The organism is Mesorhizobium sp. CA5, assembly GCF_020165105.1.
Classification (GTDB): domain Bacteria; phylum Pseudomonadota; class Alphaproteobacteria; order Rhizobiales; family Rhizobiaceae; genus Mesorhizobium.
Map to the genome: position 1 here is coordinate 118,063 of NZ_JAIUHJ010000006.1, position 14,194 is coordinate 132,256.

The 14,194-nt window shown below is 63.2% G+C and carries 16 protein-coding genes; 12 read left to right on the plus strand and 4 right to left on the minus strand.

Annotated features, from left to right (window positions below; translation table 11 throughout):
* Window positions 1-89 precede the first annotated feature (89 nt).
* Window positions 90-812 carry a helix-turn-helix domain-containing protein gene (locus LB529_RS10115; protein WP_095768763.1) on the plus strand — a complete coding sequence of 241 codons (723 nt, stop codon included), beginning with the start codon at window positions 90-92 and terminating at the stop codon, window positions 810-812.
* A 144-nt stretch (window positions 813-956) separates the two neighbouring features.
* Here the strand turns inward: LB529_RS10115 and LB529_RS10120 are convergent, their stop codons facing one another.
* Genes LB529_RS10120 through LB529_RS10135 form a run of 4 tightly spaced genes read right to left on the minus strand, consistent with a single transcriptional unit; the run spans window position 957 to window position 4,740 of the window.
* The gene (locus LB529_RS10120) at window positions 957-1,997 is read right to left on the minus strand and encodes a heme-dependent oxidative N-demethylase family protein (protein ID WP_140747989.1); all 1,041 of its coding nucleotides are present in this window, start codon (window positions 1,995-1,997) and stop codon (window positions 957-959) included.
* 9 nt (window positions 1,998-2,006) lie between these two features.
* The gene (locus LB529_RS10125) at window positions 2,007-2,972 is read right to left on the minus strand and encodes a PDR/VanB family oxidoreductase (RefSeq protein ID WP_224710986.1); all 966 of its coding nucleotides are present in this window, start codon (window positions 2,970-2,972) and stop codon (window positions 2,007-2,009) included.
* The gene (locus LB529_RS10130) at window positions 2,969-3,565 is read right to left on the minus strand and encodes a dimethylamine monooxygenase subunit DmmA family protein (protein WP_224710987.1); all 597 of its coding nucleotides are present in this window, start codon (window positions 3,563-3,565) and stop codon (window positions 2,969-2,971) included. Before LB529_RS10130 ends, LB529_RS10125 begins: the two co-directional genes overlap by 4 nt.
* Before the next feature lie 41 nt (window positions 3,566-3,606).
* On the minus strand, window positions 3,607-4,740 hold the full coding sequence (locus LB529_RS10135; protein ID WP_224526625.1) for an aminomethyltransferase family protein: 1,134 nt from the start codon (window positions 4,738-4,740) through the stop codon (window positions 3,607-3,609).
* A 285-nt stretch (window positions 4,741-5,025) separates the two neighbouring features.
* On the opposite strand from LB529_RS10135, the gene LB529_RS10140 reads away from it, so the two are divergent.
* From LB529_RS10140 to LB529_RS10190, 11 genes are all read left to right on the plus strand, one after another.
* The gene (locus LB529_RS10140; protein WP_095768768.1) at window positions 5,026-5,313 is read left to right on the plus strand and encodes a hypothetical protein; all 288 of its coding nucleotides are present in this window, start codon (window positions 5,026-5,028) and stop codon (window positions 5,311-5,313) included.
* An 11-nt stretch (window positions 5,314-5,324) separates the two neighbouring features.
* Window positions 5,325-5,702, plus strand: a complete 378-nt coding sequence (locus tag LB529_RS10145; RefSeq protein ID WP_095768769.1) for a hypothetical protein — start codon at window positions 5,325-5,327, stop codon at window positions 5,700-5,702.
* A 50-nt stretch (window positions 5,703-5,752) separates the two neighbouring features.
* Window positions 5,753-5,914 carry a hypothetical protein gene (locus LB529_RS10150; protein WP_095768770.1) on the plus strand — a complete coding sequence of 54 codons (162 nt, stop codon included), beginning with the start codon at window positions 5,753-5,755 and terminating at the stop codon, window positions 5,912-5,914.
* A 12-nt stretch (window positions 5,915-5,926) separates the two neighbouring features.
* Window positions 5,927-7,333, plus strand: a complete 1,407-nt coding sequence (locus LB529_RS10155) for an APC family permease (RefSeq protein ID WP_224632514.1) — start codon at window positions 5,927-5,929, stop codon at window positions 7,331-7,333.
* Window positions 7,334-7,379: 46 nt separating this feature from the next.
* Window positions 7,380-8,069, plus strand: coding sequence for a hypothetical protein (locus LB529_RS10160; RefSeq protein WP_224710988.1), 690 nt, complete (start codon window positions 7,380-7,382; stop codon window positions 8,067-8,069).
* Window positions 8,066-8,395, plus strand: a complete 330-nt coding sequence (locus LB529_RS10165) for a hypothetical protein (RefSeq protein ID WP_224710989.1) — start codon at window positions 8,066-8,068, stop codon at window positions 8,393-8,395. Before LB529_RS10160 ends, LB529_RS10165 begins: the two co-directional genes overlap by 4 nt.
* An 87-nt stretch (window positions 8,396-8,482) precedes the next feature.
* A complete protein-coding gene (locus tag LB529_RS10170) occupies window positions 8,483-9,379 on the plus strand; it encodes a class II glutamine amidotransferase (protein ID WP_224629357.1) in 897 nt (298 codons plus the stop codon).
* Window positions 9,380-9,383: 4 nt separating this feature from the next.
* Window positions 9,384-10,130: a GXGXG domain-containing protein gene (locus LB529_RS10175; RefSeq protein ID WP_224605413.1), complete on the plus strand. Its 747-nt coding sequence runs from the start codon at window positions 9,384-9,386 to the stop codon at window positions 10,128-10,130.
* Between the two features lie 6 nt (window positions 10,131-10,136).
* The gene (locus tag LB529_RS10180) at window positions 10,137-11,465 is read left to right on the plus strand and encodes an FMN-binding glutamate synthase family protein (protein WP_140544190.1); all 1,329 of its coding nucleotides are present in this window, start codon (window positions 10,137-10,139) and stop codon (window positions 11,463-11,465) included.
* 37 nt (window positions 11,466-11,502) lie between these two features.
* On the plus strand, window positions 11,503-12,810 hold the full coding sequence (glnT, locus tag LB529_RS10185) for a type III glutamate--ammonia ligase (RefSeq protein ID WP_224710990.1): 1,308 nt from the start codon (window positions 11,503-11,505) through the stop codon (window positions 12,808-12,810).
* Window positions 12,811-12,902: 92 nt separating this feature from the next.
* Complete coding sequence (locus LB529_RS10190) at window positions 12,903-14,156, plus strand: sarcosine oxidase subunit beta family protein (RefSeq protein WP_095768777.1); 1,254 nt, start codon at window positions 12,903-12,905, stop codon at window positions 14,154-14,156.
* The last annotated feature ends 38 nt before the right edge of the window (window positions 14,157-14,194 follow it).

Sequence of the window (14,194 nt, forward strand, 5' to 3'; positions counted from 1 at the left end):
CCAGCGGCTTGCTGTCGCGGTTGCGCTCTTGTATCGCCACCGAATATGTTCACCTTGAGTGAAATAAATCCGCGAGAGTCGGGGGCGACATGGCGAACAAGAATTCCGGCACCAGGTCCACCGATGCGGCAGCGAAGGGCAAGGCACCGCTAAAGCGCGTTTCGGCGGCCGGGCGCACGATACGCGCGCCGCTGACGCAAAATCCGCACGCCATCCGCGACACGCGCGAGAAAGTGCTGGAAGTGGCGATCGGCCATGAGGTGCGCGCGTTCCGCAAAAAGCTCGGCATCACCGTCGCCGATCTCGCCACCGCCACCGACATTTCGCTCGGCATGCTGTCGAAGATCGAAAACGGCATCACCTCGCCATCGCTGACGACATTGCAGGCGCTGTCGCGGGCGCTGGGCGTTCCGGTGACCGCCTTCTTCCGGCGTTTCGAGGAAGAGCACAGCGCCGTCTTCGTCAAGGCCGGTGAAGGCGTCGATGTCGAGCGCCGCGGCACCCGCGCCGGCCACCAGTACAACCTGCTCGGACATATCGGCGCCAACACCAGCGGCGTCGTCGTCGAGCCCTACCTCATCACGCTGACCGAGAATTCGGACGTGTTCCCGACCTTCCAGCATGCGGGCATGGAGTTCCTCTACATGCTCGAAGGCGAGGTCGTTTACCGGCACGGCAACAACCTATATCCGATGAAGCCGGGCGACAGCCTGTTCTTCGACGCCGATGCGCCGCATGGACCGGAAGAGCTGACGCGGCTTCCGATGCGGTATCTGTCGATCATCTGCTATCCGCAAAACAGCGCGGGGTGAGACGTTCTAGTTCCTCGCCCCACGAAAGTGGGGAGAGGTGGCTCGGCGAAGCCGAGACGGAGAGGGGAGCGCCATACGAAGGCCCCCTCTCCGTCCGCTTCGCGGACACCTCTCCCCCGCCTTGCGGGGGCGAGGAACCAGTCTTCAATCCGGCCCGAATCCTGGTGACGTCGGGCTGCCGTCGTCGAGCTTCGACAGCCATTCCACCAGCGTCGGCCTATATCGGGTCAGGCCCTTATAGGTGGCGAGCTCTTCCGGCAGGTCGCGGATGACGCGGTGCAGGCGGCGCGCCCATTTCGGCTGCGTGACCAGCTCGTCCATCTTGATCAGATAGCAACGGATCGGGAAGACGATGGCGTTGGAACGCGGCAGTCGCCAGAAGCTTTGCAGCTCGACACGCAGATGCACCTTCTGGCCGACGTTTTCGGGCGTGACCGTGGCGCGGTCCGGGCCCCATTTGTGATAGTTTTCGGGGCTGGTGTCGAGGCGCGGATTGATGGTCATCGTCCAGTTGAGGCGCCTGGCCGGCTTGCCCTGCTGGATGTTGGTGAGGAATTTCAGCGCGCGGGTGAAAATGCCCTTCTCATGCGCCAGCGGCACCGGCGCGTGCCATTCGAAGAAGTTCATGCCGATGTCGAAGTCGAGCGACCAGTCGGCCTGGGTGGTGACCATGCCGGCATCCATCCACAGATTGCCGTCGCGCTGGTCGAGGATACAGAAATCGCCCTGGCTCTGGCGGGTGATGTATTCCATCGGCCCGTAAGGCAGCGTCGAGGTGTCGCCGAAGGTGAAGGTGTCATCGATACCGAGCGGCCGGTTGATCCAGCGCCAGCGATCGCCGTTTCGCTCCAGTGTGAAATGCTCAGGATAGCCGAGCGCCTGCTGCTCCATCAGAAGCTCGAGCAGGTCCCAGCCGGCAAGCGTCATATGCGGCAGCGACTGGCAGCGCAGTGGATCCTCGGCCAGCACCAGCGCGCGGTCCTGCATCTCGGCGACATAGTGCTCGTCGACGTCGATCAGGTTCTCGAGCACGCTGCCCTTCGGGCCGACCACATGCGGCTCGATGTTGACCGCGTACATGTAGGAGTCTTCGTTGAATGGGAAGGGAAAGCGCCGGATATGCTCCGGGCTGTTCCTGAAGGTGTAGTCGTCCCGAAACGTTTCCTTGCGAAAGGTGATGCCCATTGACGCCTCCTATCTTTCCAGGACCAGCGACTTGCCCTCGAAGCGCGAGACGCAAGGCATGATCTTGCAGCCGGAACGGTGGTCTTCCTCACTCAGCCAGTGATCGTTGTGGATGAACTTGCCGTCGGAGGAGATCACATTGGTCTCGCACTGGCCGCAAACGCCGCCGCGGCAGAGATAAGGCGGGTCGACGCCGGCGGCTTCGATCGCCTCGAGCAGGCTCTGCTGCTCGCCGACGCGGATCGTCTTGCCGCTGACGGCCAAGGTCACGTCGAACGGCGCGCCGGGCTGGGGTGCCGCGAAATGCTCGAAATGCACGGTCTCCGGCGGCCATCCGAGGCTAGCCGCGCGGTCACGCACCCAGTTGATCATGCCGGCCGGGCCGCAGACATAGAGATGCGTGCCGAGCGGCTGCGAGGACAAGAGCCGGTCGAGGTCGATGCGCTCCTCGCGGTCGTCGTGGTAGAGCCTGACCCGGTTGCCATAGCGCTGCTGCAAGACATCGGCATAGGTGCCCAGCGAAGCCGTGCGGCAGGTGTAGTGCAATTCGAAATTGCCGCCGGCGCCTGCCAGCTGCGACGTCTGCGCCATGAAAGGCGTGATGCCGATGCCGCCGGCCAGCATCAGGTGCTTCTTCGCCCGGAGATCCAGCGAGAACAGATTGACCGGATAGCTGATCACCATCTCCTGGCCGGGCTTGACCTGCCGGTGCATGAACAGCGAGCCGCCGCGGCCGGCATCGTCTCGGCGCACCGAGATCGTGTATTCGCGTGTGTCGAGCGGCGAGCCCATCAGCGAATAGGGGTTGAGCCTGGTGCGGTCGCCGTCACGCATCTCGACCACGACATGGGCGCCGCCGGAAAAGGTCGGCAGCAGCTCGCCGTCGCGACGGCGGAAATGGAAACGGGTCACGAGATCGTTGACCGGGACGACGTCGCTGACGACGACGTCGAGCTTGGTGGTGCCGGTGCTCATCGGAAGACCTCCTCGATCGGAGGAATCTCGGAGCGATCCTCGGCGTTGATGCACACGCCCTGGAAGGCCGCGAGGCGCCGCGAATAGTGATCGCGCACCAGAAGCAGCAGGCCGCAATGCGAGCAGGTAGCCGGCTGCGTCGTTACATTCTCGGTGATGCCCTTGCAGTGCACGCATTGCATGCGCCGCGCCAGCGAGCCGCGATGCTCGGTCGCAATGGAGGTATGGTCGATGCCGGCTTCAAGCGCCACCTGCATGGCCTGGCCGATCAGGCCTTCGGTGCCGGCAAGATAAAGGCGCAGGCCCATATGGGCGTTGGTCAGCGTCTGCTTCAGCCGCGGCAACAGGCTGGCGAAAGACGGCGCGATGTGAAGTTGCATCGGCTTCAGCGCTTCGAGAGCTGCCACGTGCTTGCCCTCAGGCCCCGGAATAAAGACGATCTCGGCGCCGTCGAAAAAGCCGGACGGCGCCTTGCCGGCCATGTTGGTTATCGCGAGCGCGCCTTCCGCGTCGGCGATGAACAGATGATGCTTGCCGGGCTGCGGAGAGAGCGTTCCGTAAACGGGCCGGCTGATGATCGTCTTGGCTGCCATTCTTTCCTTCGTGCCCCGAAAGCCCTCCCGCTGATGATGCCTCAACCTTTTGCCGTGCGCTTGGTCTTTTTGGGATCGTCGAACGGCAAGGGCTGCGCCGTTGCTTTGATCGAGCCGCTCCTGTTGCGAATCTCGAGCTTGGTGTCCTTGACGGCGCAGTCGACATCGAGGCGCGCGATGCCCATCGATTTCTCGACCAGCGGCGAATACATGGCGCAGGTCACCACGCCGACTTGTCTGCCGTCGCGGTAGACGGGCGCGCCCTCGTCCGCCGGTTCCTTGCCGTCGAGCAGCACGCCGTAGATCTTGAAGCGCTCCTTGCCCTTCAGCCGATAATGCTCCTCCGCGCCGCGGAAGCCGGTCTTGCCGGGGCTGACAGTGAAGTCGAGGCCGAGCTCCCACAGCGTGTCGCCGGGACCTTCGTTCTCGAACGGATACTTTTGGGAATTGTCGTAAGGGTAGAAGAGTAGATAGCTCTCGACGCGCAGCATATCGAGCGTGGTGAAGCGGCACGGAATGATGCCGGCGCTCTTGCCCTCCTCGAGGATCCTGTCCCAGATCGTGCCGGCATCCTGGCCGCGGCAGAAGATCTCGTAGCCGCGCTCGCCGGTGTAGCCGGTGCGCGAGATCATCACCGGAAAGCCGAAGAGCTGCGTCTGCATATGATGAAAATAGTTGAGGTCGCGGATGCCTGGCACATGCTTGGCCAGATAGTCAACCGCGGTCGGGCCTTGCAGCGACAGGTCGTGCAGATTGTCATCGAAGCGCAGCGAGACATCGCGACCCATCGCCGCTCGCTGCAGCTCCTCATGGCCGGTGCCGGAGCCGTGCACGACCATCCACGAGTTCGGGCTGATGCGGTAGAGGATGCAGTCGTCGGTGAATTTGCCGGCCTCGTTCAGCATGCAGGCATAGGCCGACTTGCCGGGATAGATCTTTTCGACATCGCGCGTCGTGGCGAGGTCGATGAGATGCGAGGCGTGCGGCCCGGTGATATGAACCTTCTTCAGACCGGAGACGTCCATGAGCCCGGCCTTGGTGCGGATCGCGACATATTCCTCGTCGGCGTCCTTGTCGTAGGTCCAGGCGGTGCCCATGCCGCTCCAGTCCTCGAGTTTCGAGCCGAGCGCGCGATGGCGATCCGCCAGGGTCGAGAATCTCCAGGATGCCGTCATCCGATCGTCCTCCGTGCGATTTAAGTCGTTGCTGTTCCCTGCTCCTGCTTGGTGGCGGAGCTTGGTCGAATATTGACCGCAAACGGCGAAGCCCTGCAATCCCCTTGAAGCAAATAATTTCATTGTCAGGCAAATTTCTTGCCCGGTGACAAACGGTTTACGATGCGTAAATCCGGCTTGACAATTTCGGGAATCGGGCGGAATTTATGAAAAAAATTTCACTCTGTTGAAAGAGTGGACGCCCGGTCTGTTGTGTGGCCGGACGTCGCCAGAAGGGGAAAACCGATGTCCGACATGCAGCAGCGCATCGAAGCGCTGTACCGTTCCGACGTGCGTGGGTCCGTGCTCCTGATCGTATGCCTGTGGGCAACGATCCTCTTCGTCCTCCTGATGACGTGGCCATACATTCCGCATAGCGGCATCAAGCTCGTGGTGGCGGTTGCAGCCGCCGCGGTGCTGATCTTCAACACCGCCGCGATCCTCGCCATGCTCAACCACTACAAGGAAGACAAGGACTTCATCTACGGGCTCGACATCAAGAACGCCGACGCCGCCCGCAACCGCCAATCGTGAAGGGAGAAACCATGGCTCGCTATACCCCGCCGGAGCAGAGCAAGGCCGGACAGATCCTCGACATCGCGGTCGTGGTGGTCGCAATCTTCGTGGCGCTCTGGCTGCCGCTGAAACTCGGCTTTGCCGGGGCGGCGAAGTCGATCGACCCGCTCGATGCCAAGACGTGGGACGCGCTCGGCCAGAACGCGACCATGGCGTCGATCTGGGAGAAGCTGGGCTACACGCCGGAGACGGCGCACGACATCATCCAGAACCGCTTCCATTACATCATCGACTGGCCGACGCTGATCATCATGGCGATCGTGCTGATCGCCTATTTCGTCTTCCTGTTCCGCGCCTCCGATAAGGAATATCGCGAGGTCATCAACGAGAAGTTCGACGACAAATAGACTTCGACGACAAAGAGACTTTCGACGACAAAGAGACCGGGGAAGACATCATGTGGATGGGACTGTCTTACGTTTGCTGGGGCATCTCGGTCGTGCTTGCGGCGTGGATGCTCTACGACTGGTTCAAGGTCGATACGACCTATTCCGAGGAGACTTTGACGTCTTCCCGTGAAGGCGAGCTTGAAGCCGTTTCCGAAAAACACCGGATCTGAGTGGGGACTGACATGACGGCTGCGGTTGAAACGGCACAAACGACGACAATCCACGGCGACAGGGTCTCGCTGCTTCGGGTGCTCGGCCCGGCGCATGTGTGGGCGCTCGGCGTCGGCATCGTGCTGGTCGGCGAGTTCACCGGCTGGAATTTCTCCGCCGACAAGGGAGGCGCGCTCGCCGCGCTGATCGTCTGCTGGGTCGTCGGACTGCTCTACACCTCGGTCGCCATGATCGATTCGGAGGTGACGTCCACCGTCGCCGCCGCCGGCGGCCAATATGCGCAAGCCAAGCATATCGTCGGGCCGCTGATGGCCTTCAACGTCGCGCTGTTCCTGGTGTTCGCCTACACCATGCTGGAAGTGTCGGACGCGATCCTGCTCGGCGACACGATCGTCGCCAAGGCCGGCGTCGAGGGGCTGACGCACAACTCCTTCATCGCCGCCACCATCGTCGTGCTCGCCTGGCTCAATTATCGCGGCGTGCTGATGACGCTCAACGTCAATTTCGTCATCACTGCGATCGCCTACGTCTCGATCGTCATCCTGTTCTTCTCGGTCAGCCCGTGGACGCAAGGCACGGTGCTGAAGCTCAACGAGCTGGTCACCCCCGCCAATGCGCTGCCCTATGGCTGGATCGGCGTCATTGCCGCCTTCCAGTTCGGCATCTGGTATTATCTCGGCATCGAGGGCACGACACAGGCTGCCGAGGAAGTGCGCTCGCCGGCGCGCTCGCTGCCTTACGGCACCATGGCCGGCATGATCACGCTTTTGATCGCCGCGGCGATGACCTGGTATGTCTGCGCCTCGCTGATGCCCTGGGAATATCTCGGCATCACCTATTATCCGCTGTGGGACGCCGGCAAGCTGACGGGCAGCCCGCTGCTGGAAAACCTGCTCTTCATCGCGACGCTGCTGGCAGCGCTTGCCTCGGCCAATGGCTGCATCAACGACGCGGCGCGCGCCTGGTTCTCGCTCGGCCGCGACCGCTATCTGCCGAGCTGGTTCTCGGCGGTGCATCCGAAATACCGCACGCCCTATCGCTCGATCCTGTTCCTGCTGCCGATCGCGCTGGCCTTCGCCTTCATCGCCGATCTCAACCAGGCGATCACCTTCTCGATCCTGTCGGGCGTGTTGCAATACACCTTCATGAGCATCAACATCATGATGTTCCGCAAGAAGTGGCCGCTGGGTTCGATCCGCCGCGGCTACACGCACCCCTTCCACCCGCTGCCGGCGATCGTGCTCTTCTGCCTGTGCATGGTGACTTTCTTCGCCATCTTCCTCGGCTTCGGCTCGCAGCTGATCGCGATGACCGTCTTCTATTTCCTGATCTCGCTATGGTTCCACTTCTACCGCTACAAGTTCGTGCGGCGCGGCGACCAGTTCTCCATGCCGTGGCCGAAGCCGCAGGGTTATTGAGTGGAGTAAGGGCCCGCCTTTCGATGGCGGGCCGTGGCGTATCGAAATGTCCGAGCTGACGTCAATATTGCTTACCGGGGCGATCGCACTGGGCGTCACCGCTCATATTGTCTGGCTGGCGCGCGCCAGCCGCAACAGGGCGAAGGCGGCCTTGGCCGCCGATATGGCGAGCGTCCTCAGCGTCGTTGCGGACGCCGCCGACATTTCCGACGGCACGGCCGGCGTCGTCACCTGGGCCGGTTCCTGGAACGGTCAGCGAGTCCAGGTGCGGACCATCGTCGACACGCTGGCGACGCGAAAGCTGCCGACGCGCTGGCTCAGCGTTTCGATCACCGAGCCGGTCGCCGTGCCGGGCACGTTCGACATGATGATGCGGCCGAATTCGGCGACGACATTCTCCAATTTCGACCATCTGCCGCACACGCTGCCGAAGGTGCTCGGCCTTCCCGCCGGCGCGGTGCTCAGGACGGACCGCAGAGGCGTCGCCTTCCCGCAAGATCTGATCGCCGCGCATACAGACATCTTTGCCGAAAGCCGCGCCAAGGAATTGCTGATCACGCCAAAGGGCGTGCGCATCGTCTGGCTGCTGGCCGAGGCCGAGCGCGCACGCTACGGCGTGTTCCGGCAGGCCGCCTTCGGCGATGCCGGGATCGATCCGGCCTTGATCGAACGGCTGCTCGAGGCAGCCTCGACGCTTCGCCAAGCCATCAACCGGCGCGAAAGACGGGCCGCATGAGCGACGAAACCGCCACCCCTGCTCCCGCGAATCCCTATCTCGTGCTCGGGGCCGCGATAATCTTGCCGGCAAGCGGCCATGTCATACTCGGCGTGCCGGCGCGCGGGCTGCAATTCCTGTTCTTCATGGTGATCCTTGGCTGGATAACCACCAAGCTGGCGCCGGTCGACGCCGGCTTCATCGGCCGCCATGCCGGGGGTTTCCTGATCTATGCCCTCTCGATCCTCGACGCCTATAGGATCGCGCGCATCCGCCATGCGATCTGGGTTCACAATGCGCGTCCGGGCGGCGATAGTGCCGAGGGCAATGCCCCGTCCAATATGTAATCACAGGAAAATTTTTTTCATACCAATTGAATTCGGCTTACTCATTGGGTACATCATCTGAGAGCCAAAAAAACGTTGGAGGCTGGCATGTGCGGAATCGTCGGACTTTTCTTGAAAGACAAGGCGCTGGAGCCGAAGCTCGGCGCCATGCTGTCGGAGATGCTGGTGTCGCTCAGCGACCGCGGACCGGACAGTGCCGGCATCGCCATCTATGGCGCAGCCACCGGCAATGAAGCCAAGATCACCGTGCAGTCGCCGAAGCCCGATCGCGATTTCCGCGGCCTCGACGCCGAGCTCGCCAAGGCGATCAGCGCGCCGGTCAGCGTCGCGGTCAAGTCCACGCATGCGGTGATCCGGACCACGCCGGACAAGGTCGACGCCGCGCGCGAGGCGCTGCAGACGCTCCGGCCCGACATCCGCATCATGGGCGCCGGCGAAGCAGTCGAGATCTACAAGGAAGTCGGCCTGCCCGAAGCGGTCGTCGACCGTTTCGACGTGCGCGCGATGACCGGCACGCACGGTATCGGCCACACCCGCATGGCAACGGAATCGGCGGTGACGACGATGGGCGCGCATCCTTTCTCGACCGGCGCCGACCAGTGCCTGGTGCACAATGGCTCGCTCTCCAACCACAACAATGTACGCCGCGAGCTGATTCGCGACGGCATGACCTTCGAGACCGAGAACGACACCGAGGTGGCGGCTGCCTATCTCTCCAACCGGATGGCGCATGGCAAGAATCTCGGCGAGGCGCTGGAAGGCACGCTCTCTGACCTCGACGGCTTCTTCACCTTCGTCGTCGGCACCAAGAATGGCTTCGGTGTGGTGCGCGATCCGATCGCCTGCAAGCCGGCCGTGATGGCCGAGACCGACCAGTATGTCGCCTTCGGCTCCGAATATCGCGCGCTGACCAAGCTTCCCGGCATCGACAATGCGCGGGTCTGGGAGCCCGAGCCCGCAACCGTTTATTTCTGGGAGCATTGAGCTCATGCCGGCAACCCCAATGTCGAAGGCCGAGCGCGAGCCAGGCCATGCCCACAGTCAGGCATCACGCGTCTTTGACCTGTCCGTGCATTCGCTGCGCGAGTTGAACCAGGCGCTGCACCAGCTCACGCCCGGCTCGAACGAGACCGCCTGGGAAGTGCTCAACCCCAAGGGCAGCCATTCGGTGGCGGTCGGCGTCGATCAGCCCGTCAGCATCGATGTGCGCGGCAGCGTCGGCTATTACTGCGCCGGCATGAATGATGGGGCCGCGATCACCGTGCACGGCTCGGCCGGCCCCGGCGTCGGCGAGAACATGATGTCGGGCTCGATCGTCATCAAGGGCGACGCCAGCCAGTATGCCGGCGCCACCGGCCGCGGCGGCTTGCTGGTCATCGAGGGCAATGCCTCGTCGCGCTGCGGCATTTCGATGAAAGGCATCGACATCGTCGTGCACGGCAATATCGGCCACATGTCGGCCTTCATGGCGCAGTCCGGCAACCTCGTGGTGCTGGGCGATGCCGGCGACGCGCTGGGCGATTCCATCTACGAGGCGCGGCTCTTCGTGCGCGGCAAGGTGGAGAGCCTCGGCGCCGACTGCATCGCCAAGGAGATGCGGTCCGAGCATATCGAATTGCTGCAGGCCCTGCTCGACAAGGCCGGCGTGACCGGCGTCAAGGCCTCGGAGTTCAAGCGCTACGGCTCGGCCCGCAAACTCTACAATTTCAACATCGATAACGCCGACGCGTATTGAGGCAAGATGACCTACCGCAACCCGCCGACGACGCCGCGCAAATCCGCGACCTTCGACGATTACACGCTTTCCGAAATCCGCCGCGCGGCCGCGACCGGCATCTATGACATCCGCGGCGCCGGCGCCAAGCGCAAGCTGCCGCATTTCGACGACCTGCTGTTCCTCGGCGCCTCGATCTCGCGCTATCCGCTCGAAGGCTATCGCGAGCGCTGCGACACCTCGGTGGTGCTCGGCTCGCGCCACGCCAGGAAGCCGATCGAGCTGAAGATCCCGATCACCATCGCCGGCATGAGCTTTGGCTCGCTGTCCGGTCCCGCAAAGGAAGCGTTGGGACGTGGCGCTACGCTTTCCGGCACCTCGACCACCACCGGTGACGGCGGCATGACCGAGGAAGAACGCGGTCATTCCAAGACGCTGGTCTATCAGTACCTGCCCTCGCGCTACGGCATGAATCCGCGCGACCTGCGCCGCGCCGACGCCATCGAAGTGGTCGTCGGACAGGGCGCCAAGCCGGGCGGCGGCGGCATGCTGCTCGGCCAGAAGATTTCCGACCGCGTCGCCGAGATGCGCACGCTGCCCAAGGGCATCGACCAGCGCTCGGCTTCGCGCCATCCCGACTGGACCGGACCGGACGATCTCGAGATCAAGATCCTCGAGCTGCGCGAGATCACCGACTGGGAAAAGCCGATCTACGTCAAGGTCGGCGGGGCGCGGCCCTACTACGACACCGCGCTCGCGGTGAAGGCCGGCGCCGATGTCGTGGTGGTCGACGGCATGCAGGGCGGCACGGCTGCCACCCAGGAAGTGTTCATCGAGAATGTCGGCCAGCCGACGCTTGCCTGCATCCGGCCGGCGGTGCAGGCGCTGCAAGACCTCGGCATGCATCGCAAGGTGCAGCTCATCGTCTCGGGCGGCATCCGCAACGGCGCCGATGTCGCCAAGGCGCTGGCGCTGGGCGTCGACGCCGTCTCGATCGGCACGGCGGCACTGGTCGCGCTGGGTGACAACGATCCCCGCTGGGAGGCGGAGTACAGTGCGCTCGGCACAACGGCCGGCGCCTATGACGACTGGCACGAGGGCCGCGACCCCGCCGGCATCACCACGCAGGACCCCGAATTGATGAAGCGGGTCGACCCGATCGCGGCCGGACGGCGGCTGGCGAACTACCTCAAGGTGATGACGCTGGAAGCCCAGACGATCGCACGCGCCTGCGGCAAGAACAGCCTGCACAATCTCGAGCCCGAGGATCTCGTCGCGCTCTCGATCGAAGCCGCCGCCATGGCCGGCGTGCCTTTGGCCGGCACCAACTGGATACCGGGAAAGAACGGCTTCTAGGACAAACTTCCAAGACACATAAGCGAGGAACTACATAATGGGGAACGATCTCGCCGCATTCGCCAAGGAGAACGGCGTCAAATATTTCATGATCTCCTACACCGACCTGTTCAGCGGGCAGCGTGCCAAGCTGGTGCCGGCGCAGGCGATCGCCGACATGCAGAAGGACGGTGCAGGATTTGCCGGCTTCGCGACATGGCTCGACCTGACGCCGGCGCATCCCGACATGCTGGCGGTGCCGGATCCGGCTTCGGTCATCCAGCTGCCGTGGAAGAAGGACGTTGCCTGGGTAGCCGCCAACTGCATCATGGACGATAAGGAGGTGAACCAGGCGCCGCGCAACACGCTGAAGCGGCTGATCGACGAAGCCGCCCGCGACGGGATGCATGTCAAGACGGGCGTCGAGGCCGAGTTCTTCCTGATCTCGCCAGATGGCAAGGCGATCTCCGACGAATACGATACAGCCTCGAAACCCTGCTACGACCAGCAGGCGGTGATGCGGCGCTACGACGTCATCGCCGAGATCTGCGACCATATGCTGGCGTTGGGCTGGGGCCCGTACCAGAACGACCACGAGGACGCCAACGGTCAGTTCGAGATGAACTGGACGTTCGATCACGCGCTGGCGACCGCCGACAAACACTCCTTCTTCAAGTTCATGGTCAAGTCGATCGCCGAAAAGCATGGCCTGCGCGCGACGTTCATGCCCAAGCCCTTCCAGGGCCTGACCGGCAATGGCTGCCATGCGCATATCTCAGTGTGGGACGAGACCGGCAAGACCAATGTCTTTGCCGACAATTCGGAAGAGCTCGGCCTGTCCGCCAAGGGCAGGAACTTCCTCGGCGGCATCATGAAGCATGCCTCGGCACTTGCCGCTATCACCAACCCGACGGTGAATTCCTACAAGCGCATCAACGCGCCGCGCACCATTTCGGGCGCGACCTGGGCGCCGAACACGGTGACCTGGACCGGCAACAACCGCACGCACATGGTGCGCGTACCGGGACCCGGCCGCTTCGAATTGCGCCTGCCGGACGGCGCCGCCAATCCCTATCTGCTGCAAGCGGTCATCATCGCCGCCGGCCTCGACGGCATCCGCTCGAAGGCCGATCCCGGTAAGCGCTACGACATCGACATGTACCAGTTCGGCCATACCGTGACGGATGCGCCGAAACTGCCGCTCAACCTGCTCGACGCGCTGCGCGAGTTCGACAAGGACAAATCGTTGAAGGCGGCGCTGGGTGAGGAATTCTCGTCGGCATATCTAAAGCTGAAGCAGCAGGAATGGAATTCCTATGCTTCGCACTTCACGCAGTGGGAGCGCGACCACACGCTGGATATCTGACCGTCCTGTAGTGGAGCATGATGTCGTCCGAAAACCGCTTCACACTTTTCGGCATCATGCTCTAGCGGTGCGAGCGACCTCGGAATGAACTGATGAAATATTCGATCTTCTCGCTCGCCCGCGCCGCCCTTTCCGGCCACAAGAACTGGCAGCCGACCTGGCGCGATGCTGCGCCCAAGGACCGCTATGACGTGATCATCATCGGCGGCGGCGGCCACGGGCTCGCCACCGCCTGGTTTCTCGCCAGCGAGTTCGGTATCCGCAATGTCGCGGTGCTGGAAAAGGGGTGGATCGGCTCCGGCAATGCCGGCCGCAACACCACCATCATCCGCTCCAATTACGGCCTTCCCGGCAACACCGGCTTCTACGAATTGTCGATGAAGCTGTGGGAGCGGATGGAGCAGGACCTCAACTATAACGCGATGGTCAGCCAGCGCGGCGTGCTCAACCTCTATCACTCCGACGCGCAGCGCGATGCTTTCGCCCGGCGCGGCAACACCATGCGCATCAACGGCATCGATGCGGAACTGCTCGACCAGGCGGCGCTGCGCAAAATGCTGCCGTTCCTGAATTTCGACAATGCGCGTTTCCCCGTGCAAGGCGGACTGCTGCAGCGGCGCGGCGGCACGGCGCGGCATGACGCCGTGGTGTGGGGCTACGCGCATGCGGCGAGCGAACTCGGCGTCGACATCATCCAGAATTGCGAGGTTACCGGCTTCACGCGCGACGCCAACGGCAAGGTGACCGGTGTTGAGACATCGCGCGGCAAGATCGGCGCCGGCAAGGTCGGCATGGCAGTGGCCGGCTCCTCGTCACGGGTCGCGGCTATGGCAGGTCTTCGCCTGCCGATCGAAAGCCATGTGCTCCAGGCCTTCGTCTCCGAAGCGATCAAGCCGCTGATCCCCGGGGTCATGACCTTCGGCGCCGGACACTTCTATGTCAGCCAGTCGGACAAGGGCGGGCTGGTCTTCGGCGGCGATATCGACGGCTACAATTCCTATGCCCAGCGCGGCAATCTGCCGGTCGTGGAGGATGTCTGCGAGGGCGGTATGGCGCTGATCCCGATGATCGGCCGCGTGCGGCTTTTGCGCCAGTGGGGTGGCATCATGGACATGTCGATGGACGGCTCGCCGATCATCGACAAGAGCCCGGTCGACGGCCTCTACATCAATGCCGGCTGGTGCTATGGCGGCTTCAAGGCGACGCCCGGCTCCGGTTTCGTCTTCGCCCATCTCATCGCCCGCGATCAATCGCACAAGGAAGCCGCGCTTTTCCGCCTCGACCGCTTCCAGCGCGGCGCCATGATCGACGAGAAGGGCCAGGGCGCCCAACCGAACCTGCATTAGGGATAGAGCATGATGTTATCCAAAAACCGCTTCACATT